General features: G+C 72.8%; 18 protein-coding genes and 1 pseudogene. 9 read left to right on the top strand and 10 right to left on the bottom strand.

The features are described 5' to 3' along the window. Nucleotides 1-64 precede the first annotated feature (64 nt). Nucleotides 65-520, top strand: coding sequence for a gamma-glutamylcyclotransferase (locus ACNAW0_RS14115; protein ID WP_416288284.1), 456 nt, complete (start codon nucleotides 65-67; stop codon nucleotides 518-520). A gap of 95 nt (nucleotides 521-615) precedes the next feature. Here the strand turns inward: ACNAW0_RS14115 and ACNAW0_RS14110 are convergent, their stop codons facing one another. Genes ACNAW0_RS14110 through ACNAW0_RS14095 form a run of 4 tightly spaced genes read right to left on the bottom strand, consistent with a single transcriptional unit; the run spans nucleotide 616 to nucleotide 3,961 of the window. After that, nucleotides 616-1,581, bottom strand: a complete 966-nt coding sequence (locus ACNAW0_RS14110; RefSeq protein WP_416288283.1) for a GNAT family N-acetyltransferase — start codon at nucleotides 1,579-1,581, stop codon at nucleotides 616-618. A gap of 43 nt (nucleotides 1,582-1,624) precedes the next feature. Beyond that, nucleotides 1,625-2,362: an SCO6745 family protein gene (locus ACNAW0_RS14105; RefSeq protein WP_416288282.1), complete on the bottom strand. Its 738-nt coding sequence runs from the start codon at nucleotides 2,360-2,362 to the stop codon at nucleotides 1,625-1,627. Between the two features lie 43 nt (nucleotides 2,363-2,405). Then, complete coding sequence (locus ACNAW0_RS14100) at nucleotides 2,406-3,326, bottom strand: hypothetical protein (RefSeq protein ID WP_416288281.1); 921 nt, start codon at nucleotides 3,324-3,326, stop codon at nucleotides 2,406-2,408. A 5-nt stretch (nucleotides 3,327-3,331) separates the two neighbouring features. After that, the gene (locus ACNAW0_RS14095; RefSeq protein ID WP_416288280.1) at nucleotides 3,332-3,961 is read right to left on the bottom strand and encodes an MBL fold metallo-hydrolase; all 630 of its coding nucleotides are present in this window, start codon (nucleotides 3,959-3,961) and stop codon (nucleotides 3,332-3,334) included. A 201-nt stretch (nucleotides 3,962-4,162) separates the two neighbouring features. Between ACNAW0_RS14095 and ACNAW0_RS14090 the strand changes: the two genes are divergently transcribed. Beyond that, nucleotides 4,163-5,152: a DUF4349 domain-containing protein gene (locus ACNAW0_RS14090; protein ID WP_416288279.1), complete on the top strand. Its 990-nt coding sequence runs from the start codon at nucleotides 4,163-4,165 to the stop codon at nucleotides 5,150-5,152. Here ACNAW0_RS14090 and ACNAW0_RS14085 read toward each other — a convergent pair. Together ACNAW0_RS14085 and ACNAW0_RS14080 are read right to left on the bottom strand one after the other, a co-directional pair. Continuing rightward, nucleotides 5,109-6,371 carry an amidohydrolase gene (locus ACNAW0_RS14085; protein WP_416288278.1) on the bottom strand — a complete coding sequence of 421 codons (1,263 nt, stop codon included), beginning with the start codon at nucleotides 6,369-6,371 and terminating at the stop codon, nucleotides 5,109-5,111. The two genes, ACNAW0_RS14090 and ACNAW0_RS14085, sit on opposite strands and share 44 nt — an antisense overlap. A gap of 526 nt (nucleotides 6,372-6,897) precedes the next feature. Further along, nucleotides 6,898-8,481: an acyl-CoA mutase large subunit family protein gene (locus ACNAW0_RS14080; RefSeq protein WP_416288277.1), complete on the bottom strand. Its 1,584-nt coding sequence runs from the start codon at nucleotides 8,479-8,481 to the stop codon at nucleotides 6,898-6,900. A gap of 207 nt (nucleotides 8,482-8,688) precedes the next feature. On the opposite strand from ACNAW0_RS14080, the gene ACNAW0_RS14075 reads away from it, so the two are divergent. After that, the gene (locus tag ACNAW0_RS14075) at nucleotides 8,689-10,713 is read left to right on the top strand and encodes a protein kinase domain-containing protein (protein WP_416288276.1); all 2,025 of its coding nucleotides are present in this window, start codon (nucleotides 8,689-8,691) and stop codon (nucleotides 10,711-10,713) included. A 50-nt stretch (nucleotides 10,714-10,763) separates the two neighbouring features. Beyond that, entirely contained in the window at nucleotides 10,764-12,488 is a 1,725-nt protein-coding gene (locus ACNAW0_RS14070; RefSeq protein WP_416288275.1) for a phospho-sugar mutase, read from the top strand. An 83-nt stretch (nucleotides 12,489-12,571) separates the two neighbouring features. On the opposite strand, the pseudogene ACNAW0_RS14065 reads toward ACNAW0_RS14070, so the two are convergent. From ACNAW0_RS14065 to upp, 4 genes and pseudogenes are all read right to left on the bottom strand, one after another. Beyond that, nucleotides 12,572-12,913: pseudogene (locus ACNAW0_RS14065) on the bottom strand (GOLPH3/VPS74 family protein); the annotation flags it as partial. A 120-nt stretch (nucleotides 12,914-13,033) separates the two neighbouring features. Beyond that, the gene (locus tag ACNAW0_RS14060) at nucleotides 13,034-14,086 is read right to left on the bottom strand and encodes a CU044_5270 family protein (RefSeq protein ID WP_416288274.1); all 1,053 of its coding nucleotides are present in this window, start codon (nucleotides 14,084-14,086) and stop codon (nucleotides 13,034-13,036) included. Nucleotides 14,087-14,096: 10 nt separating this feature from the next. Further along, on the bottom strand, nucleotides 14,097-14,636 hold the full coding sequence (locus ACNAW0_RS14055; protein ID WP_416288273.1) for an RNA polymerase sigma factor: 540 nt from the start codon (nucleotides 14,634-14,636) through the stop codon (nucleotides 14,097-14,099). Between the two features lie 153 nt (nucleotides 14,637-14,789). After that, a complete protein-coding gene (gene upp / locus ACNAW0_RS14050) occupies nucleotides 14,790-15,422 on the bottom strand; it encodes a uracil phosphoribosyltransferase (RefSeq protein WP_416288272.1) in 633 nt (210 codons plus the stop codon). A 133-nt stretch (nucleotides 15,423-15,555) separates the two neighbouring features. On the opposite strand from upp, the gene deoC reads away from it, so the two are divergent. The 5 genes from deoC to ACNAW0_RS14025 all read left to right on the top strand — a co-directional run bounded on the left by deoC (nucleotide 15,556) and on the right by ACNAW0_RS14025 (nucleotide 20,303). Continuing rightward, the gene (gene deoC / locus ACNAW0_RS14045; RefSeq protein WP_416288271.1) at nucleotides 15,556-16,515 is read left to right on the top strand and encodes a deoxyribose-phosphate aldolase; all 960 of its coding nucleotides are present in this window, start codon (nucleotides 15,556-15,558) and stop codon (nucleotides 16,513-16,515) included. Nucleotides 16,516-16,520: 5 nt separating this feature from the next. Further along, nucleotides 16,521-17,951: an aldehyde dehydrogenase family protein gene (locus ACNAW0_RS14040; protein WP_416288270.1), complete on the top strand. Its 1,431-nt coding sequence runs from the start codon at nucleotides 16,521-16,523 to the stop codon at nucleotides 17,949-17,951. After that, a complete protein-coding gene (locus ACNAW0_RS14035; RefSeq protein WP_416288269.1) occupies nucleotides 17,944-18,768 on the top strand; it encodes an aldehyde dehydrogenase family protein in 825 nt (274 codons plus the stop codon). Before ACNAW0_RS14040 ends, ACNAW0_RS14035 begins: the two co-directional genes overlap by 8 nt. Before the next feature lie 151 nt (nucleotides 18,769-18,919). Further along, nucleotides 18,920-19,387: a BlaI/MecI/CopY family transcriptional regulator gene (locus tag ACNAW0_RS14030; RefSeq protein ID WP_416288268.1), complete on the top strand. Its 468-nt coding sequence runs from the start codon at nucleotides 18,920-18,922 to the stop codon at nucleotides 19,385-19,387. A 10-nt stretch (nucleotides 19,388-19,397) separates the two neighbouring features. Further along, nucleotides 19,398-20,303, top strand: coding sequence for a M56 family metallopeptidase (locus ACNAW0_RS14025; RefSeq protein ID WP_416288267.1), 906 nt, complete (start codon nucleotides 19,398-19,400; stop codon nucleotides 20,301-20,303). The last annotated feature ends 8 nt before the right edge of the window (nucleotides 20,304-20,311 follow it).

The following is a 20,311-nucleotide window of genomic DNA, read 5'->3' as shown; positions in this document are numbered from 1 at the left end:
CCGTCGCGTTCGACACGCACCGTCGTATTCTCCCCCACCCGCCGATCGGGCTATCGTCATCGCCGTGCGTGTGTACGCCGCTTATGGCTCAAACCTGGACCCCGCCCGCATGCGCGCCTACTGCCCGCATTCGCCGATGGTGGGCACCGGCTGGCTGGAGGGGTGGCGGCTCACCTTCGCGGGCGAGGGCGTCATCGGCTGGGAGGGCTCGGTCAGCAGCGTGGTCGAGTCCCCGGGCGACCGGGTCTTCGTCGCGCTCTACGACATCCACCCGTACGACGCCGCGCAGCTCGACGAGATCGAGGGCGTGACCGCCGGGACGTACCAGAAGCTCACGGTCCGCGTCTCGACGCTGGACGGGGACGTGACCGCATGGGTCTACGTCTTCGACGGGTACGAGGGTGGCCTGCCGACGTCGTGGTACCTGTCCGAGATCGCGAACGCCGCGGAGAAGGCTGGTGCGCCGGACGACTACGTCACCGAACTGCGGTCCCGCCCCACCGGCACCGCGTCGGCCTAGCGCGGGTCCCACGTGGTGTCGGCGTAGCGCGTATCGCACGCCTTCAGTCTCCTCGGCGGGTCCCCCGGCGGGCGGGCGGCCCCGCGCCGGGTCGCCTATCCCACACCCACGGCGGTGACCGTGCGCTCGTAAATGTCGGTCCAGCGCACCTCACGCAGCCCGACCGAGCGGTAGAGGGTCACCGGGGTGGTCGGGTTGGCCAGGTCGACGCCGAGGCCGGCGGATGTCCGCCCCTTCACGGCGTAGGTGGCAAAGGCCCGGCGCAGCAGCGCCGCCCCCACCCCGCGCCGCCGGTACGCGGGCAGCACCGACAGCGTGCGTACCCAGCCCATGTCCAGCTCCAGCGCCTGGTCCGAGGACTGGAGGGCACCGGCCGGCTCCCCGTCGACCTCGGCGACGAACCACTCGTCCCACACCTTGCCGTACGACGGGATCAGCTCCCGCCACGACTCGAAGCCGAGCGGCTCGTAGTCCGGGGTGTCCTGGAACGCGGTGTCGAAGATGCGGTGGAACAGCCGCAGGTCCGCCTCGTCGCCGGCGTGCAGCGGGCGGATGGCCACCCCGGCCGGCGGGGGCGGTTCGGCGGGCAGGTCGGCGAGGGAGCGGCTCATCCGGATGTACCGCTTGACCCGGGTGAAGCCGGCCTCGACCAGCTCGGCCGCCCAGCGGGTCTCCGGGGCGAAGACCCCGCAGCGCACGGTCAGCGCCGGCAGCTGGCGTTCGGCGGCCCGTTCGGCGACCCGGTCGAGCTGCCGGGCCAGCAGCGGGGCGCGCAGCTCGTCGGCGCGGTCCGGGTCGACGAGGACGTCGACGAACTCGCGGCCGATCCCGGTCGGGTTGTTCAGGATCGCCCAGGCGACCGCGGTGCCGTCCGGGTCGGTGACCAGCCACGAGTCCCGGCCCGGGTCGAAGAAGGGGGCGGTCAGCACGGACTCGACGTCCTCGGCGTCGAAGTCCGGGTAGCCGACGGCGAAGATGTCGGCGGCGTGCACCACCTTCAGGATCGCGGGTACGTCGTCGCGGGTGGGGCGGCGGGCGGTCCAGCCGGCGGGGAGCGTCACGCCGCCGATCCTGGCAGCCCACCCGGGGCGTCCGCCCCTCAATTTATCCGCGGACGTGCAGCCGGGCGGCGGTGAGCAGGTTGAGCAGTTCGGCCGCCTCCCCGGGGGCGAGCGCCCGGAACGCGGTCGAGGCCAACCGGTCGGTCACCGTCTCGGCCCAGAGCCGCCGCCGCACCAGCGGCCCCACCGGCGGGTACGGGGGCGACCAACCGCAGGCGGCCGCCCCCGCCTCCCCCTCCGGCCCGGCCAGCACCGCCTCGAGCGGGGTCATCCCGGCGGCCCGGACCGCCAGCAGGTACGCCCCGGCGAAGTGCTCGCGGAGCAGCAGCAGCGCGACGGCCGCCCGCGCGCCCGGCGAGCGATCCGGGACCGGCATGGACCGCCAGGCGGCGAAGAGCGGCATCCCGCTGGCGTCCGCCGCCTCGACCGCCCGTTCCAGCAGGCCGGCCAGGCGGGGCGCCTGGGGTCCGTCACCCAACTGCTCGGCGCCCCACCGGCAGCACTCGGCCAGGGTCGCGCCGGCCACCTCCAGCGGCCGGACCGTACGGGCGGCACCGTCCCAGCCGTCGGCGAACGCTTCGGGGGCGATGAAGCCGAGCGCGGCGGCGGCCGTCTCGGCACGGACGTCACCGAGCGCCCCGGCGCGGCCGGTGATGTAGAACGCCCAGCCGGAGATGCCCAGCAGCCGAGCCCGGCGCAGCGTCGCCGGACGGCGGGAGAAGATCTCCCCGAGCGCCAGCACCAGCGGCTTGCTGGCGGCGGCGACCTGTTCCGGAGTCATCGGCGGGGCGCCCCCGTCCAGCCACCGTGGTCATCCATCCCGGTCAGTCTGCCCGGTCGCCGCCCACGTCGGCATCCCCCTCTTCGGCGTCCAGCGCCTCCAGCGCCGCCTCCACCTCCCCGCTACGCCGACGGGCGGCGGTGACCGACCGCTCGGCTCCCCGCCGGGCCAGCTTGGCGCGGCTGAGATCCTGCTCGGCGACGGCCCGCCGGCGTTCCAGCTCGGCCAGCTCGGTCTCGATCCGGTCCAGCGTCGCGCCGCCGTCCCGTTCGGACCGGACGGCCTCGGCCAGCTCCTGCTCGGCCCGGTCCTGATCGCCGCGGGCCTTCGACAGCTCGCGGTCCAGCGCGCGGCGGCGTTTCGCCCGTTCGGCCCGGGCCGCCCGCTCGGCAGCCCGCTCGTCGTGCGCCCGCCGGGTCTCGGCCCGCTCGGGCGGCTCCTCCACGCCCCCGGTGACCAGCCGCAGCTGTGGGCGCGGCACCTCACCGAAGCCGGCGTAGTGGGTGGCCCGGAGCAGTCGGCCGGCCCGGATCTGCTCGGCCACCTCGGGGTCGGACAGGGCGGCGTTGAGCGTCGCCTCCACCTCGGCCAGCGGCAGCTTCCCGGCCGGCGGGGCGGCCGGCTCGGCGGCGGCCAGCTTGCGTACCTCGCCGACCAGGGCGCCGACGACGGCCCGGCGTTGCGCGGAGAGTTCGCGCAGCTTGCCGCCGCGCAGCTCGCGTTGGGCGGTGCGCAGCGACTCGGCGAGCCGCGCCAGGTCGGCGACCAGCTCGGGCCGGCGGATGGCCAGCAGGTTGACCAGCCAGGCGGCGACCGTGGGTCGGCGCAGCCGGCCGATCTCCCGGGCGGTCTTCGGGTCGCCGGCCCGGCGCGCCTCGGCGGCCGCGGCGTCCCGGTCCGCGATGAACCGATCCGGCGGCGTGGCGTAGAGCCGCTGGACCAGCTCGGGGGGCGGACCGGCCATGTCGGTCAGACGTCGATCCTGGTGCCCGGTTCGAGGCGGCGGTACTCGGTCTTCGACAGCGCGGTGTACTGCCGGTCGAGCACGCCGAAGCCGTTGGCGTTGAGCAGCCCGTCGTGCAGCGCGAAGGCGCGACGCGGGGCCACGGCCCGGATGAAGTCGACCACCTCGGAGAACTTCGACCAGGGTGCGTGGATCGGGGCGAAGAGGGTGTCCACCTGGAGGTCGTCGGGTACGACCAGGGAGTCGCCCGGGTGGTAGACGACGTCGTTGAACACGTAGCCCAGGTTCTGGATGACGGGGATGTCGGGGTGGATGACGGCGTGCTGCCCGCCGTACGCGCGGACCGGGACGCCGGCGGCGGTGAACGACTCGCCGGGCGCGACCACGACCAGCGCTTCGGCGGCGGCACCGAGGATGCCGGCCAGCGAAGCCGGACCGTTGACGGTGAACGGGCGGCGCTCCAGCGCCTGGTTCAGCGCCTCGACGTTCACGTGGTCCGGGTGCTCGTGGGTGATCAGCACCGCGTCCACCCCGTCCAGTGCCTCCGGTTCGCTGTAGACCCCCGGGTCCACCACGACCACTCCCCCGTCGTGCTCCAGCCGGACACAGGAGTGGCCGTACTTGGTGACCTGCATCGTGACTCCTCGATTATCGAATCGTGATGTCCTCAGCGCAGTCTGCCGGAACCGGCGCGATGGCGCGCCGCGTCCGACGTATCGACCCCGGGGTGGGGTCGACGAGGATCGGAGCGGGGACATGAGCGAGCAACAGCGAGCGAATCATCAGCACGGCGTCGTGGTGCCTCATGCCGGCGCCGAGCGCGGCGAGGTGGCGGCATGACTGGACAAGGGAGACGTCGCCGGGCCGTGGCGCTGGCGGCGATGGGGCTGGTGGCGGTGCTGGCCGCGGGGGCCTGCGGCGCCGACGGCGGGAAGAACGCCAGCGACTCCGGGATGCCTGCCGCGGCCCCCAACGCGGGCGGGGCCGCCAAGGCGGAAGGCGGCGCCGACCAGGACAAGGCCGCAGGCGGCTCGGGTGGAACGGACCTGCGGGTGGACCAGCGGTCGATCATCTACACGGGAACGATGCAGGTCCGGGTGGAAGACGTGGACCGGGCGGCCCGCGAGGCGACCGCCCGGGCCCGCGAGGCGGGTGGATTCGTCGGTGGCGACCAGCGGACCAGCGAGTCGGCGGACGCCCGGGCCGAGCTGATCCTGCGGGTGCCGGCGGACCGGTTCACCGCGCTCATCGACGGACTCGCCGGCCTCGGCAAGCAGGAACGACGCGAGATCCGCACCGAGGACGTCACCGAGGAGACCGTCGACCTGGACGCCCGGATCGCCACCCAGCGGGCCCGGGTGGACAGCGCCCGGAAGCTGTTGGCCCGGGCCACCTCGATCAACGACCTGGTCACGCTGGAGAACGAGGTGGGCCGGCGGGAGGCCGACCTCGCGTCGCTGGAGGCGAAGAAGCGCCGGCTGGCCGACCTGACGGCGCTCTCCACGATCACCGTGGCCTTCGTCGGCCCCCACGCCGTGACCGTCGAGAAGGAGGACGACCTGGGCTTCCTGGTCGGGCTGCGGGGCGGCTGGTCCGCGTTCCTGAGCTCGCTGACCGTGGCCCTCACCGTGCTGGGCGCGGTGCTGCCGTTCGCGCTGATGATCGGCGTACCGGTGGCGCTGCTGATCTGGCTGGCCCGGCGGCGGCGGGCGCGGCGGGCTCCGCCGGCCGGTCCGGCGCGGATGGTGCCGGGACCGGCCGGGCCGGTGCCTGGTCCGACGCCTAGCGCGCCGCCGCCAGTGCCCGCAGCGCGGTCTGGACCATGAGGCGTACGCCGACCGGGATGGCGCGCTCGTCCACGTCGAACGAGGCCCGGTGCAGGTCCACGTTGGGCCCGCTCCGGCCGACCCCGAGGCGGGCGAGCGCGCCTGGCACATGCTCCAGATACCAGGAGAAGTCCTCGCCGCCCATGCTCTGCGGGGTCTCCGCGATCCCCTCGGGGCCGAGGGCCGCGGCGGTGGCGGCGGTGAGCACGCCGATGGCCCGGGCGTCGTTGGTGACCGGCGGCCGGCCACGCAGGTACTCCAGGTCGACGGTGGCGCCGGTGGGCGCGATGACGTCCCGGACCACCTGGGCCACGATCTTCGGGGCCTGGTCCCAGGTGTCACGGTCCATCACACGCAGGGTGCCGGCCGCGCAGGCCTCGGAGGGGATGACGTTGTAGCGGGTGCCGGCCGAGGCGTGGCCGAACACCAGCAGCAGCCCGCTGTTGGCCGGCACCCGGCGGCTGACCAGGGCGGGTACCTCGGTGACCAGCCGGCCGAGCGCGTCGACCAGGTCGACGGTGAGGTGCGGTCGCGCGGTGTGCCCGCCCGGGCCGGTGAGCCGGACGGTGACGTTGTCGGCGGCGGCGGTGATCGGGCCGACCCGCAGGCCGACCCGGCCGACCGGCAGGTTCGGGTCGCAGTGAACGGCGAAGATCTGCACCACGTCGTCCAGGCCGCCGGCCTCGATGACCTCCAGGGAGCCGCAGGGCAGGATCTCCTCGGCCGGCTGGAAGATGAGCCGGACCCGGCCGTCGAGCTGGCCGAGGTCGGCGAGCTGGGCGAGCAGCATGCCCACGCCGAGCATCACGGTGGTGTGCACGTCGTGCCCGCAGGCGTGGCAGACGCCGTCCACGGTCGACCGGTAGGGCACGTCCTTGGGGTCGGCCAGCGGGAGGGCGTCGATGTCGGCGCGGAGCGCGATCACCGGACCGTCCGGGCGCCCGTCGATGTCGCAGATGACGCCGTTGCCCTTGGGCAGCAGGCGCGGTTTCAGCCCGGCGAGGGAGAGCTCCCGGTGGATCAGGGCGGCCGTCTCGAACTCCGCGCCGGACAGCTCCGGGTGGGAGTGGATGTGACGGCGGGTGGCAATGAGGCCGGGTATCCGGAGGGCCAGCAGATGGTCGAGCTCGAAAGGCAGGGGCTGGGATCCGGATGGCGCCTCCGGCCAGGACGACGCCAGCGGGCTGCCGGCTGAAGGCAGCGTCAACGCACTCGTCACGTCGAATTCTCGATCACTAGAAGTGGATGGATCTTCGGGCAGAACAGCAGACAGCCTAGACCTCCGGCGGTGACGCTGGGCAACATCTTTCGCGTAGCGGTCGGACCGCGCAGCGTTACGAATGCCCTGGTAAGAGGGCTCAACCATCTGCGGGACAGCAGGTAGATCGCGGTCGAAGGCCGTCATCTGCCCCACACCTCCTACAACGCGTAACCGGTTCGGCGATCGCCAAATCACGGACCGTCGTTCCGAATTGTCGCATTAGTCGCCGCAGTTAACTGCCGCTCCGACAATTGCGCGACAACGGCCGGCTGTCGGGTGACTCCCGAGAGTCACATGTCGACCCGGGATGCGACCGCACAGGCTGTCCGTCCCGTTCACCCGATCGGGTTACCCGCATCCCCGATCCACACACGCGTCACGGCGGGGCTCCACTGCCCCGACGGCCCGGGCGGACGGGCCGGACAGCACGGCGGCCCCGTCGGGCACCCGGAGCGGGCGCCGGCGGGGCCGCCGTCGGATCACGTCAGAACCGGTCGCTCGGCCGGTACGTCCCCCACACCTCGCGCAGCGTCCCGCACACCTCGCCGACGGTGGCCTTGGCGCGCAGCGCCTCCTTCATCGGATACAGCACGTTTCCGGTGCCCTGGGCAGCGGCGCGCAGCTCCGCGAGGGTCCGCTCGACCGCCTCGGCGTCCCGCTCGGCGCGCAGCTTCGCCAGCCGCTCCGCCTGGGCGGCCTCGATCGCCGGGTCGACCCGCAGCGGCTCGTACGGCTCCTCCTCGTCGATCTGGAACCGGTTGAGCCCGACCACCACCCGCTCGCCCGAGTCGATCTCCTGGGCGATCCGGTACGCGGACTGCTCGATCTCCCGCTTCTGGAAGCCCGCCTCGATCGCGTCCACCGCCGAGCCGTGGTCGAAGACCCGCTGCATCAGCTCGCCCGCGGCCGCCTCGATCTCGGCCGTCATCGCCTCCACCACGTACGACCCGGCGAACGGGTCCACGGTGGCGGTCAGGTCCGTCTCGTACGCCAGCACCTGCTGGGTACGCAGCGCCAGCCGGGCCGCCTTCTCGGTGGGCAGCGCGATCGCCTCGTCGAAGCTGTTGGTGTGCAACGACTGGGTGCCGCCGAGCACCGCGCCGAGGCCCTGGATCGCCACCCGGACCAGGTTCACCTCCGGCTGCTGGGCGGTGAGCTGCACGCCCGCGGTCTGGGTGTGGAACCGCAGCATCATCGACTTCGGGTTCTTCGCCCCGAACTCGTCGCGCATCAGCCGGGCCCAGATCCGCCGGGCCGCCCGGAACTTGGCGACCTCCTCCAGCAACGTGGTGCGGGCGACGAAGAAGAACGACAGCCGGGGCGCGAAGTCGTCCACGGCCAGCCCGGCGGCGAGCGCGGCACGCACGTACTCCGCGCCGTTGGCCAGGGTGAACGCGATCTCCTGCACGGGCGAGGCGCCCGCCTCGGCCATGTGGTAGCCGGAGATGGAGATGGTGTTCCACTTCGGCACCTCGGCGCGGCAGTACGCGAAGGTGTCGGCCACCAGCCGCAGCGAGGGCTTCGGCGGGAAGATGTACGTCCCGCGGGCGATGTACTCCTTGAGGATGTCGTTCTGGATGGTGCCGTTGAGCGCGGTGCCCGGCACCCCGGACTCCTCGGCCACGAGCTGGTAGAGCAGGAGCAGCACCGAGCCGGGCGCGTTGATGGTCATCGAGGTGGAGACCTTGTCCAGCGGGATGCCGTCGAAGAGCAGCCGCATGTCCTCGATCGAGTCGATGGCGACGCCGACCTTGCCCACCTCGCCGTGCGCGATCGGGTCGTCGGAGTCGTACCCCATCTGGGTGGGCAGGTCGAAGGCCACCGACAGGCCCATGGTGCCGGCGCGCAGGAGCTGGTGGTAGCGCGTGTTGGACTCGGTGGCGGTGCCGAAACCGGCGTACTGCCGCATGGTCCACGGGCGGGAGGTGTACATCGTCGGATACACCCCGCGGGTGTACGGGTACTCACCCGGAGCGCCCAGCCGCTCCACCAGCTCCGCTGGGACGTCGTCCGCCGCGTAGACGCCCTTGATCGGGAAACCGGACTCGCTCGACCGCCGTTCGCTCATGTCCGGATGGTAGGACGCGACGGGCCGTCGATGGATGAGGGATGGCGCACATCTGGGCGTCGGCGGCAGCCAACCAGGGGTGAGTAGCTGACCGCATACGGTCAAGTAGGTAAACGTCCGCCGCGTCGGGTTTCGCATCGGGGGCCGGAACCCGCAAGATAGGGAGGTTGTGTCCCAGCCCCCTCGATATCCCCCGGTGGCTTTTCTGTGACTCAGATCCCGACGTGGAGCGGCGGACCGGTCAGTCCTCCCACTGGCCGCGCGGCACCCGGCACGACCATTGGCGGTCGCTACTCCCTGCACTCTCCGGTGGGCAACGGCGGCATGGGCACGGTGTGGCGCGCAAACGACACGCTGCTGCGCCGTGACGTGGCGGTCAAGGAGGTCGTCCTCCCCCCGGGGCTGGCCCCCAGCGACCGTGACGCGATGTACGAGCGGACCCTCCGTGAGGCCCGCGCGGCCGCCGCGATCCAGCACCCGGCCGTGGTCCAGGTGTACGACGTGGTCACCGAGGGTGGCCGCCCGTGGATCGTGATGGAGCTGCTGGACGCGCGCAGCCTGGCCGACATGGTGATCGAGGACGGTCCGGTCGCCCCCCGCGCGGTCGCCAAGATCGGCATCGCGCTGCTCGGCGCCCTCGAGGTGGCGCACGCGATCGGCGTGCTGCACCGCGACGTCAAGCCGGCCAACGTGCTCATCTGCTCCGACGGCCGCTGCGTGCTGACCGACTTCGGCGTCGCCCGGATGCCCACCGACGTGCAGCTCACCACGCCCGGCATGGTGCTCGGCTCGCCGCACTTCATCTCGCCCGAGCGGGCGATGGGCCAGGATTTCGGCCCGCCGAGTGACCTCTTCTCGCTCGGCGTCACGCTCTACACCGCGGTCGAGGGGCGCCCCCCGTTCGACCGGGGCGACCCGATCGAGACCATGCACGCCGTGGTCGAGGACCCGCCGGCCACCCCGCAGCGCAGCGGCCCGCTGACCGGCGTGCTGATGGCCCTGCTGGAGAAGGACCCGGCCCGGCGGCTGGAACTGCACACCGCCCGAGGCATGCTGCGCGAGCTGCTCACCGGGCCACTGGCCAGCAACGCCACCGCCGTCCACTCGGTCACCGACCCGTACGCCGTGGTCCCGGTGCAGCGGCCGTCGATGCCGCCCGCGATCGCGACCGAGCCGAAGCCGACCGGCCAGATCGGCGGCCCGGCAATGATCGCCCCCGGCGAGTCGCTGACCGACCGGCTCGCCGCCCTGCGCCGGGGCGAGCGCCCCGAGCCGAATCCCGCGGCCAGCGGCGCGGCGTTGGACGAGACCAATGCGGACGCGCTGGCCGGCCCGCTGCACACGCCCACCGGCGCGATGCCGGCCCCGGAGGCGACCCAGCGGATCTCGCCCGACACCACCCAGCCGGTCTACGGGCACGGCGCCGATACCACCCAGCCGGTCTACGGGCCCGGCGTCGAAGCCACCCAGCCGGTCTACGGGCACGGCGCCGACACCACCCAGCCGGTCTACTCCGGCAACCAGTGGTCGGTGCCCGGCACCGGTCAGCCGTGGGCCACCCCGGCTCCGACCGGCGGCGGTGTCCCCGGCAAGGCCCGCAGCGCCGGCAACCAACTCCTCGACACGGTCAAGGGCTGGCCGCGGAAAGTGCAGCTCGCGGTGGCCGGCGGCGTGGCCGTGCTGCTGCTGATCACCGTGATCGCCCTCAACAGCGGCGGCGACGGCGAGAACGACACGCCGATCGTGGGCACGCTGCCCACCGCCACCGCCGAGGCGCCGCCCGTCGAGATGCACGAGCAGACCGTCAAGGGCGTCACGGTCCAGGTGCCCAAGGGCTGGGCGCGGAGGGACGCCGGCGGCGTGTACGTCGACTACGTCGACCCGCAGCAGGAGGGCCGGAAGGTGCGGGTGCTCGCCGAGTCATGGAAGAACGGCGACTCGACGAGCTGGGCCAAGTCCGCGTCCCGGAACCTGGGCAGCAAGCCCAAGTCCTGTGTCCCGCCTTACAACCAGCTCGCCATGTCGGAGACGACACTGGCCGGCAAACCGGCGGCGGAGTTCGAGTACACCTGCGGCGAGGGCGACTCGAAGCGGCACGGCGTGTGGCGCGGCGTGGTCCAGGACGGCAAGGTCTACTCGTTCTACCTGACGTCGAACGACGCCGAATTCGCCGCGAGCAAGCCGATCTTCGACGCGATGGCCGAGTCGTTCCAGCTCACCGGGGCCAACTGAGTCGAGGCCCGGCGGGCAGTGGTGATCCGCCGCCGTGCTATCAAGTGGCAATGGCGGCGGATACCACTAATCTTGACAAACTTCGCGAGCAGGCCCTTCGGTGGGTCGACGACGACCCCGACCCGGCCAGCCGGGACGAGCTGCGGGCGGTCCTGGACGGGCTGCCGGGCACCGCGCCGGAGCTGGCCGACCGGTTCGCCGGGCCGCTGACCTTCGGCACCGCCGGGCTGCGCGGCCCGCTGCGTGCCGGCCCGAATGGGATGAACCTCGCGGTGGTCACCCAGGCCGCCGCCGGGCTGGTCACCTGGCTCGCCGACCAGGGCGGCGAGGGGCCGCTGGTCATCGGGTACGACGCCCGGTACGGGTCGAAGGCCTTCGCCGAGCGCACCGCCCAGGTCGCCACCGGCGCGGGCCGCCCGGCCCTGCTGCTGCACCGCCCGCTGCCCACCCCGGTGCTGGCGTACGCGGTGCGGCACCTCGGTGCGGTAGCCGGGGTGATGGTCACCGCCAGCCACAACCCGCCGCAGGACAACGGCTACAAGGTCTACCTGGGCGCGCAGCTCGGCGGGGAACTCGGCGCGGGCGCCCAGATCGTGCCGCCGGCCGACGCCGGCATCGAGGCCGCCATCCGGTCGGTCGGCCCGCTGGCGAAGGTGCCGCTCGGCCCGGCCGGCGAGGTGCTCGGCGACGACCTGGTCGCCGCGTACGTGGAGCGGGCCGTCGGGGCGGTCGGCCCGACCGGCCCGCGCAACCTGAAGGTCGCGTACACCCCGCTGCACGGGGTGGGGGCCGCGGTGCTGACCGCCGCCTTCTCCCGGGCCGGCTTCCCGACCCCCGGCGTGGTGCCCGACCAGGCCGAGCCGGACCCGGCCTTCCCGACGGTCAACTTCCCCAACCCGGAGGAGCCGGGCGCGGTGGACAAGCTGGTCGCGCTGGCCGGGGCGACGGGTGCGGACCTCGCCATCGCCAACGACCCGGACGCGGACCGCTGCGCGGTGGCCGTACCGGACGCGAGGCCAGCGAGCGCGAGGAGTGAGCTTGCGAGCCCCGCAGTCGCGAGCGAAGATCGGCACGGAAACTGGCGGATGCTGCGCGGGGACGAGGTCGGCGCGCTGCTCGCCGACCACCTGATGCGCCGCGGGGTCACCGGCCTGTACGCCACCACCATCGTGTCCTCGTCCCTGCTCCGGGCCATGTGCGCCGCCCGGGGCCTGCCGTACGACGAGACGCTGACCGGGTTCAAGTGGATCGTCCGGGCCGGGGGCGGGGAGCAGCCGCTGGTCTTCGGCTACGAGGAGGCGCTCGGCTACTGCGTCGCGCCGGAGCACGTACGCGACAAGGACGGCATCACCGCCGCGCTGACCGTCGCCGAGCTGGCGGCCGGTCTGAAGGCCGAGGGCCGTACGCTCACCGACCGGCTGGACGAGCTGGCCGCCGAGTTCGGCGTGCACCACACCGACCAGCTCTCGGTACGGGTCGACGACCTGCGGGAGATCGCCGGCATGATGGCCCGGATCCGGGCGGCCACCCCGCAGGCGCTGCTCGGGCATCCGGTCACCGAGGCGAAGGACCTGCTTCCCGGCGCGGATGTGGTGATCCTGCGCACCGACGCGGCCCGGGTGGTGATCCGTCCGTCCGGCACCGAGCCGAAGCTCAAGGCGTACCTGGAGGTGGTGGAGCCGGTCGCGGACGGCGACGTGCCCGCGGCCCGCGCCCGGGCGATGGACGCCGTGGCGGCCCTGCGCACCGAGGTGGCCACCGCCCTCGGCCTGTAGTGGTAAGTAAGCAGGGGCCCCTTGTTAACACTCGCGTGTTAACAAGGGGCCCCTGCTCTGCCGGAGGCGTTAACAGGGGGCCCTTCCTTACGGGTGGCGCTTGCCGCCACGCCCCGGCCGCACAGGTCCCCGAGGATCCGGTCGCGCAGGCCGTGCCGTAGCCGCTGCACCCAGGACGAAGGGGTGTGCGGGGTGTCCGCGGCGATCCGGGCGAGCACCTCGTCGGCGATCGGCTCCCCGGTCGGTGCCGGGTCGATCGCCGCCAGGGAGCCATTGGCGTACGCGATCCGGCCGGCCAGGGCCAACTCGACCAGCACCGCGGCGGCCATCCCGAGATCCAGGCTGATCCGGGGCATGGTGGCCTTGCCGGTTTCGTCGTCGTAGGCGAGGAGCAGCAGCTCTTCGGCGAGCGCAACACCAGTCACGCCCGGAGACGCTAGCGGGTGCGGGCACCCCGCGCAGGAAACTCCCCGCCGACACGGCGGCCGACCGCCGGCGTGGGCGGGACGTATGCCCCGCCCACGCCGGCCGGACCCCCGTTCCGGTCAGCCGAGCGTGTCGGTACGGCTGGCCTCCAGCAGCAGCCCGTAGTGGAGCACGCGGCGCCGAGGGGCCAGCTCCAGGTACTCCTCGGCGAGCAGTTCGCCGGTGTTCGGATCGAAGATCAGCAACTCCTGGGCGCGCTCCGGGTAAGTGCCGGCCGGCAGGGTGTATTCGGCGGTGACGGCCAGGCCCGGGCGGCCGGCCCGGTCGACGACCCGTCCACGCCACACGAAACCCGGCTTGTCGGCAAGCATGGTGAGGATGTCGGCGCGGGTCCGCCGCGGCACCAGGAACCGGTAGTACATCTTGAACACCCCACCGGCCACCTCGAAGGCCGGAAGGTCGGTCCCGAGCCATCGGGCGAGTGCCGCCCGATCGGAAGGCAACCGCCAGTCATTCCGATCCGGATGATCCGGATCCCGTGGTTCCTCGACGGGCCCTGCCGGCGGTGGGGCCGTCTGGCTGACGGCGGGCGCGGGCAGCTGCTTCGTCCAGTAGTCCCGGGACGCCGCGTCGGGGAACTCCATGCCCAGCGTCGTCTCGTCCGTCCACCGGCGGCCGTCCGGCGTGTCCCAGCTCCGGCGTTCCTCCACGGAACTGAGCACGTGCCCCTCGTCAGACATCCGCGAATTGCCGCCCCAGGACTTGAGCCGGTGGTAGGCGTAGCGGCCGCCTTCCCGGTCGTAGGGAGCGGCCGTGATGCGTCCGGCGAGCGCCCGCAGGTGCGGCCCGGCCGGTTCCGCGTCGGTGGCGATCTCGTAGCCCACCGGTTGCAGCACGATCCCGTCGACCGGCCGCGTCGGCCTGGTGGGTGCGCTGCCGTCCCGGAGGACCGGCACCAGGCCGGCGGACGCGACCGCGGCCGCCGCGACGGCCGCGCCGACCAGGACGGTGCGGCGGCTCGTACGTCGGCGAGCCGGCACCGGCGCGGGGGGCGCGCTGGTCTCCGCCCGCAGGATCACGTCGTGTGCGGAGAGCGATGCCGGCGGCAGGGCGACGCCACGGGCCGGATCGGCCGGGCCCAGGAGGTCCCGAACCTGCTGCTTGGTGTGCATGGTGCTCCTTTCAGACATGGACGGACACCGACCGGGGGTTGTTGAGCGGCGCGGGTGTGGCCAGGGCGGAACGCAGTCGACGCCGGGCTCGAAAGAGCCGCACTGCTGCGGCTGACCGGGTGCAGCGCATGGCGACGGCTGCGTCCGTGACGCTGAGGTCCTCCCAGCCGACCAGCCGGAGGATCTCCTGGTCGGCTTCGGATAGCTCGCGCAGCGCCCGGTGCAGGTCGAGCACGGGTGCCATGGCGTCGGGCTCGATGAGCCCCGCCGGTAGCTGGTCGGCCTCGGTGAGCGGGAGCAGGATGGGAGCAGCGCGCCCGTGCCGCCAACGGTTCGCCACGGTGTGGCGGGCGACGGCATAGAGCCACGGAAGAGGACGTTCGGGGACCTCGCTCCGCCGACGCCAGGCGACGACGAACACGTCCTGAGCGAGTTCGGTGGCCGCGTCGGCATTCGGAAGCCGCCGCAGGCCGTATCTCACAATGTCCGGGTAGTGCGTGGCGTAGAGGCTGGTGAACCAGTCCTCATCCCGCTCACCCACGGGCTTCATCTGATCGCTCTCCCGACCGGAGTTCCTGACAGGGACACCAGGTATGTGTCGCGGGCGGGGCGGATCATTACCGGCGGGTGCGGGCCGGGCGCGACGGCGACGCCCGAGTTCCGCCCCGGCCGTGGCCGGGGCGGTGGGCCGCCGAGAAGGAGACTAGAAGCGGGGCATACCGCCGAACTGGCGGTCGCCTGCGTCGCCGAGGCCCGGGACGATGAACTTGCGGTCGTTGAGGCCCTGGTCGATCGAGGCGGTGACCAGGCGCAGCGGCAGGCCGGAGCGCTCCAGCCGCTCGATGCCGGCCGGCGCAGCGAGGACGCAGAGCACCGTGATGTCGGTGCAGCCGCGGTCGGCGAGCAGCTGGCAGCAGTGCTCCAGCGAGCCGCCGGTGGCCAGCATCGGGTCGAGCACCAGCACCGGCAGGCCGGTTAGGTCCCGGGGCAGCGACTCCATGTACGCACGCGGCTCGTACGTCTCCTCGTCGCGTGCCAGGCCGACGAAGCCCATCGACGACTCGGGCAGCAGGCCGAGCGCGGCGTCGGCCATGCCGAGACCGGCCCGCAGCACCGGCACCAGCAGCGGCGGGTTGGCCAGCCGGGTGCCCTCGGTGGCGCTGACCGGGGTCTGGACCGGGTACTTCTCGACGGGGAAGGAGCGTGCGGCCTCGTACACCAGCATCGTGGTGAGTTCGTTCAGCGCGGCCCGGAAAGACGCCGAGTCGGTCCGGGCGTCCCGCATGGCGGTCAGCCGCGACTGGGCGAGCGGGTGGTCAATGACGTGTACGTCCACGATCGCCCAACCTACCGGTCCCGGCCCGTCCACACGTCTCGTGCGGGGCGGCCAGCGACGCCGCTCACGTACGGCTCGCGATCGGGTGGCGTGACCAAGATCACTCGACACGCGGATGCGTACTATTCACGCCATGACGGCGACACCGACGTCGGCCCGGTCGGACCTCTCCGAGCTGGGACGATCCGAGACCGCTCTGCGGACCTTCCTCCACGGCCTACCCGGCGTGGATCAGGTCGGCGCGGAGCAGCGGGCGGCACAACTCGGCACCCGATCCATCAAGACCACCGCGAAGGCTCAGGCGATCGACCTGGCGATCCGGATGGTCGACCTGACCACCCTCGAAGGGGCCGACACCCCCGGCAAGGTGCGGGCACTGGCCACCAAGGCGTTGCGGCCCGACCCGGCCGACCCGTCCTGCCCGCACGTCGGTGCGGTCTGCGTCTATCCCTTGATGGTCCCGTACGTGGCCGAGGTGCTGCGCGGCAGTGGCGTGCACCTGGCGAGCGTGGCGACCGCGTTCCCGTCGGGCCAGGCCCCGCTGGAGATCAAGCTCGCCGACACCCGGGCGGCCGTCAAGGCCGGCGCCGACGAGATCGACATGGTGATCAACCGGGGCGCGTTCCTGGCCGGCCGGCACAAGGAGGTCTACGACGAGATCGTGGCCACCAAGGAGGCCTGCGGTGACGCGCATCTCAAGGTGATCCTGGAGACCGGCGAGTTGATCACGTACGACAACGTGCGGCGGGCCTCCTGGCTGGCGATGTTGGCCGGCGGCGACTTCATCAAGACCTCCACGGGCAAGGTGCCGGTCGCGGCCACCATGCCGGTGACCCTGGTGATGCTGGAGGCGGTCCGCGACTTCCGCGCCGCCACCGGACGGCAGGTCGGCGTGAAGCCGGCCGGCGGCATCAAGACCAGCAAGGACGCGATCAAGTACCTGGTCATGGTCAACGAGACGGTCGGCGCGGACTGGCTGGACCCGGACTGGTTCCGGTTCGGCGCGTCCAGCCTGCTGAATGACCTGCTCATGCAGCGGACCAAGCTGAAGACCGGGGTCTACTCCGGTCCCGACTACTTCACCCTGGACTGAGCGTGATGTTCGAATACGCCCCCGCCCCCGAGTCGCGCTCGGTGGTGGACATCAAGCCCTCGTACGGACTCTTCGTCGACGGAAAGTTCGTCGATCCGACCGACGGCGGCAGCTTCAAGTCGATCAACCCGGCCTCTGAGGAGGTCCTCGCCGAGGTCGCCGAGGCCGGCGCGCAGGACGTGGACCGCGCGGTCCGCGCCGCCCGCACGGCGTACGAGAAGGTCTGGGGCCGGATGCCGGGCCGCGACCGGGCCAAGTACCTGTTCCGGATCGCCCGGATCATTCAGGAGCGCTCCCGCGAGCTGGCCGTGCTCGAGTCGCTGGACAACGGCAAGCCGATCAGGGAATCCCGGGACGTCGACGTCCCGCTGGTCGCGGCGCACTTCTTCTACTACGCCGGCTGGGCCGACAAGCTGCCCCACGCCGGCTTCGGGCCGAACCCGCAACCGCTGGGTGTCGCCGCGCAGGTGATCCCGTGGAACTTCCCGCTGCTCATGCTGGCCTGGAAGATCGCCCCAGCCCTGGCGGCGGGCAACACGGTGGTGCTGAAGCCGGCCGAGACCACCCCCTTGACCGCGCTGCTCTTCGCCGAGATCTGCCAGCAGGCCGACCTGCCGGCCGGCGTGGTCAACATCGTCACCGGCGCCGGCGACACCGGCCGGGCGCTGGTCGAGCACCCGGGCGTGGACAAGGTCGCCTTCACCGGCTCCACCGACGTCGGCCGGGCCATCGCCCGGGCTGTCGCCGGCACCGGCAAGAAGCTCACCCTGGAGCTGGGCGGCAAGGCCGCCAACATCGTCTTCGACGACGCCCCGGTCGACCAGGCCGTCGAGGGGATCGTCAACGGCATCTTCTTCAACCAGGGGCACGTCTGCTGCGCCGGTTCCCGCCTGCTGGTCCAGGAGTCGGTCGCCGACCGGGTGCTGGAGTCGCTCAAGCGCCGGATGGCCCAGCTGCGGGTCGGCGACCCGCTGGACAAGAACACCGACATCGGCGCGATCAACTCGGCCGCCCAACTGGCGCGGATCCGCGAACTGTCCGAGGCCGGGGCCACCGAGGGCGCGCAGCGCTGGTCGCCGCCGTGCGAGCTGCCCGAACGCGGCTTCTGGTTCGCGCCGACGATCTTCACCGGGGTCACCCAGGCGCACCGGATCGCCCGGGAGGAGATCTTCGGGCCGGTGCTGTCCGTGCTGACGTTCCGCACCCCGGCCGAGGCCGTGGAGAAGGCGAACAACACCCCGTACGGGCTGTCGGCCGGGATCTGGACCGACAAGGGCTCCCGGATCCTGTGGATGGCCGACCGGCTGCGCGCCGGCGTGGTCTGGGCCAACACGTTCAACAAGTTCGACCCCACCTCGCCGTTCGGTGGCTACAAGGAGTCGGGCTACGGCCGCGAGGGCGGCCGGCACGGGCTGGAGGCGTACCTCAATGTCTGAACGGGTCACGGTACGCAAGACGTACAAACTGTTCATCGGCGGGAAGTTCCCCCGCAGCGAGTCGGGACGGTCGTACATCGTGCAGGACTCCAACGTCGTACTCGCCTCCCGTAAGGACGCTCGCGACGCGGTTGTCGCCGCCCGAGCCGCGGTGAAGGGCTGGGCCGGGGCGACCGCGTACAACCGGGGCCAGATCCTCTACCGGGTCGCCGAAATGCTGGAAGGCCGCCGCGAGCAGTTCATCGCGCTCGGCGTGCCCGCCGGCGAGGTGGACGCGGCGATCGACCGCTGGGTCTGGTACGCCGGCTGGTCGGACAAGCTCCCCCAGGTGTACGGCGGCGCGAACCCGGTGGCCGGGCCGTACTTCAACCTCTCCGCGCCCGAACCGACCGGCGTCGTGGCCGTGGTCGCACCCGAGGCGCCGGCACTGCTCGGCCTGGTCAGCGTGATCGCCCCGGCGATCGTGACCGGAAACACCGTGGTGGTGGCCGCCTCCCCGTCGGCGCCGCTCGCGGCGGTGACCCTGGCCGAGGTACTGGCCACCTCCGACCTGCCCGGCGGGGTGGTCAACCTCCTCACCGGCCGGATCACCGAGACGGTGCCGACCCTGGCCGGTCACATGGACGTCAACGCGCTCGACCTCACCGGGGTGACCGACGCCGAACTGGCGGCGGAGTTGGAGGTCAAGGCGGCGGAGAACCTGAAGCGGGTGCTCCGGCCGGCCCCGGCCGACCACGACTGGCACGCCGACCCCGGCCTCACCCGGATGACCGCCCTCCTCGAAACCAAGACCGTCTGGCACCCCAAGGGCGCCTGACCCCCGGGGTGCCCGCGCCCCTGCGTCCAAGATCTGCACAAATACACGGAAAGAGTGGCCTCCGCGCGCCGGATGGCCACTCTTTCCGTGAAAGAGGGCCCTCCGCACCTACGGGCGGAGAGCTTCTACTACGGGGGGTAGGATTGGGGGCGTGACTCGGCTGGGTGATCTTGAGCGTGCGGTGATGGACGTGCTGTGGGACCTGGACCCGGGCACGTCGGACGGAGTGACCGTGCGCGAGGTGGCCGACGCCCTGGACGGGCGGGAGCTGGCGTACACCACGGTGATGACCGTGCTGGACCGGCTCGCCGGCAAGGGCATGGTGCAGCGCCGGCGGGACGGGCGGGCCTGGCGCTATCGGGCCGCGGCCAGCCGCGAGGCGCACATCGCCCAGCTCATGCTCGACGCCCTCGACCTCGGCGGCAGCCGGGACGCCGCGCTGGTGCGCTTCGCCCGCTCGGTAACCGGCACCGAGGCGGAGGTGCTGCGCGCGGCGCTGAGCGCCGAGGCCGGGCTCACCCGCTCGGGGTCGGCCGAGCACGCGGCCGGGCTGACGGACCGGGTCGAGGATCCGCGGGCCGGCCGGCCGGCGCCGGCCGGCGAGGCGACGGACCGGTAGGGCGGCGGCCGTGGCGTACACCGTGCACTTCGCCGCTAGCATCCTGGCCTGCTGGCTGACCGCGCAGGTCCTCGCCGTTTCGAGATGGACCTGGCAGGCCCCGCGGGTGGCGATCGTCTGCTGGCAGGCGATCGGGCTCGCGCTCGGCCTCTCCGCGATGGGTCTGCCGATGGCGCTCGGCCTGGCCGCGTACGACCAGCCGACCGGGAGCGCGCTGCTCGCCCTCGCCACCGACCTGGCCCACGGCAGCCTGCCGGCCGGGGCCGGGGTGGTCCATCTCAGCCTGGTCGGGGTCGGCTTCGGCATCGGCGCGGTGCTGCTCACCACGACGGCCCGCAGCATCTACGGCACGATCCGCGCTCAGCGCCGGCACCGGGAGCTGCTCAGCCTGGTCGCCCGCCGGGACCCGACCGTGCCCGGCGCGCTGGTGCTCGACCATCCGAGCGCGGCGGCGTACTGCCTGCCGGGGGTGAAGCCCCGGGTGGTGGTCAGCGCCGGCACGCTCAACCTGCTGGACCGCGCCGAGCTGGCGGCGGTGCTCACCCACGAGCGGGCGCACGCCGAGGAGCGGCACGACCTGGTGCTGCTGCCGTTCACCGCGCTCTGCCGGGCGTTGCCCTGGTTCGGCTGGGTCCGCGAGGCGCACGAGCGGGTGGCGCTGCTGGTCGAGATGCGTGCCGACGACAAGGCCCGCGAGCTGCACGCCGAGGCGCCGCTGGCCGGGGCGCTGCGCCGGTTCGCCGCCGCCGGGCACCGGATCACGCCGGCCGGCGCGCTCGGCCTCGGCGACCGCGACCTCGACGTACGGGTGCAGCGCCTGCTGCTCCCGGACCGGCCGCCCCGGCTGCTCGGCGCCACCGCGCTCGCCGTCGCGGCCACCCTGGTCGCCCTGCCGATCTCCCTCTTCCTGAACTGACCGCCCCT

The sequence above is a fragment of the Micromonospora sp. SL1-18 genome (genome assembly GCF_047921505.1).
Lineage (GTDB): Bacteria > Actinomycetota > Actinomycetes > Mycobacteriales > Micromonosporaceae > Micromonospora.
Note: the sequence above shows the minus strand (reverse complement) of the source record. Positions and strands in the feature narration are given on the sequence as shown.